This window comes from Acidovorax sp. KPB24-03 (genome assembly GCF_057546605.1).
In genome coordinates this window covers 1-1719 of the sequence record NZ_BAAJYR010000582.1, presented here as the reverse complement: position 1 = coordinate 1719, position 1719 = coordinate 1, and the positions used below count along the sequence as shown (strand labels likewise).

General features: G+C 72.4%; 2 protein-coding genes. Both read left to right on the top strand.

What is annotated here, in order from left to right:
* The coding region (locus tag AC27KI_RS24185; protein ID WP_487116276.1) for an efflux transporter outer membrane subunit at positions 1–1239 on the top strand (1239 nt) is incomplete at its 5' end.
* Between the two features lie 40 nt (positions 1240–1279).
* The coding region (locus tag AC27KI_RS24180) for a TetR family transcriptional regulator (protein WP_487116274.1) at positions 1280–1719 on the top strand (440 nt) is incomplete at its 3' end.

Genomic DNA, 1719 nt, shown 5'->3' with positions numbered 1-1719 from the left:
AACCGCGACCTGCGCGTGGCGGCGCTCAACATCGAGCGGGCGCGTGCGCAGTACCGCGTGCAGGACGCGGCGCTGTTCCCGACCGTCAACGCCAGCGGCGGCGGCAGCGGCAGCCGCACGCCGGCAGACCTGTCCGGCGCGGGCCGGCCCGTGGTGGCCCACAGCTACAGCGCCACCGTGGGCTTCAGCGCCTACGAGCTGGACCTGTTCGGCCGCGTGCGCAGCCTGAATGCGCAGGCGCTGGAGCAGTTCTTCGCCACGGCGGAAGCCCGCCGCAGCACGCACATCAGCCTGGTGTCCGAAGTGGCGTCGGCCTATCTCACGCTGGCGGCCGACCAGGACCGGCTGCGCCTGGCGCAGGACACGCTCGCCAACCAGAGCAATGCCTTCGCCCTCAACCAGCGCAGCTTCGACTTGGGCGTGGCCTCGGCCCTCACGCTGCGGCAGGCGCAGACCAGCGTGGATTCGGCCCGGGTGGATGTGGAGCGCTACACCGCCCAGGTGGCCCAGGACCGCAATGCCCTGGTGCTGCTGGTGGGCGCCGAGGTGCCGCCCGAGTGGCTGCCGCAGGCCCTGCCCAGCGATGCCAGCGCGGCGTCGAACCCGCTGGCCCAGGTTCCGCCGGGGCTGCCGTCGGACCTGCTGCAGCGCCGCCCGGACATCCTGCAGGCCGAGCGCACCTTGCGGGCCGCCAACGCCAGCATCGGTGCGGCCCGCGCCGCCTTCTACCCGCGCATCAGCCTGACGGCGTCGGCCGGTACCTCCAGCGCGGACCTGTCGGGCTTGTTCAAGGGCGGCTCGGGCAGCTGGACCTTCGCGCCGCAGGTCTCGCTGCCGATCTTCGACGGCGGCGCCAACCAGGCCAATCTGGACATCGCCCGGACCGACCGCGACATCGACGTGGCCCTGTACGAGAAGGCGATCCAGACCGCGTTCCGAGAGGTGTCCGATGCGCTGGCCCAGCGCAGCACGCTGGGCCGCCAGCTGGAGGCACAGCAGTCGCTGGTGGACGCCACGGCCGACAGCTACCGCCTGTCGGATGCGCGTTTCAAGCGCGGGGTGGACAGCTACCTGACCGTGCTGGACTCGCAGCGCTCGCTCTACACCGCGCAGCAGAACCTGATCGGCACGCGGCTGTCGCGCTACACCAACCTCGTCACGCTCTACAAGACGCTCGGCGGCGGGTGGGTGGAATCGACCGGAACACCGGTGGCCGCCGTCGGCACCGCGAAACCCTGATGCCCGCCGGGCACCTGACGGGGCCTGAGCGCCTGCCACCGTGGCCAAGCACACCAAGACCGAAGCGGAGCTGACGCGGGCGCGCATCGTCAGCGCGGCGTTGCAGGCCTTCGCCCGGCATGGGGTGCAAGGCGCCGGGCTGGGCGAGGTGGCGCGGCAGGCGGGGGTGTCCCGCGGCGCGATCTACTGGCACTTCGCGGACAAGACCGCGCTGCTGCAGGAGCTGCTCGGCCGCCTTCGGTGGCCGCTGGACATCGGTGCCCGCCTCGATGCCTACCAGAGCGCGGCGCAGCCCCTGTCGCTCCTGCACCGCTGCCTCGCCCACCAGATCAGCGAGTGCCGTGAAGACCCGGTGCAATGGCCGCTGGTGCAATGGGTGCTGCGCGAAGCCGGTGAGGCAGAGGGGTGGGAGGGCCTGCGACCGCGCGCGGCGGTGGCCCAGGCGGCGGCCGTTCGCCACCTGGAGTCCGCGCTGGCCGT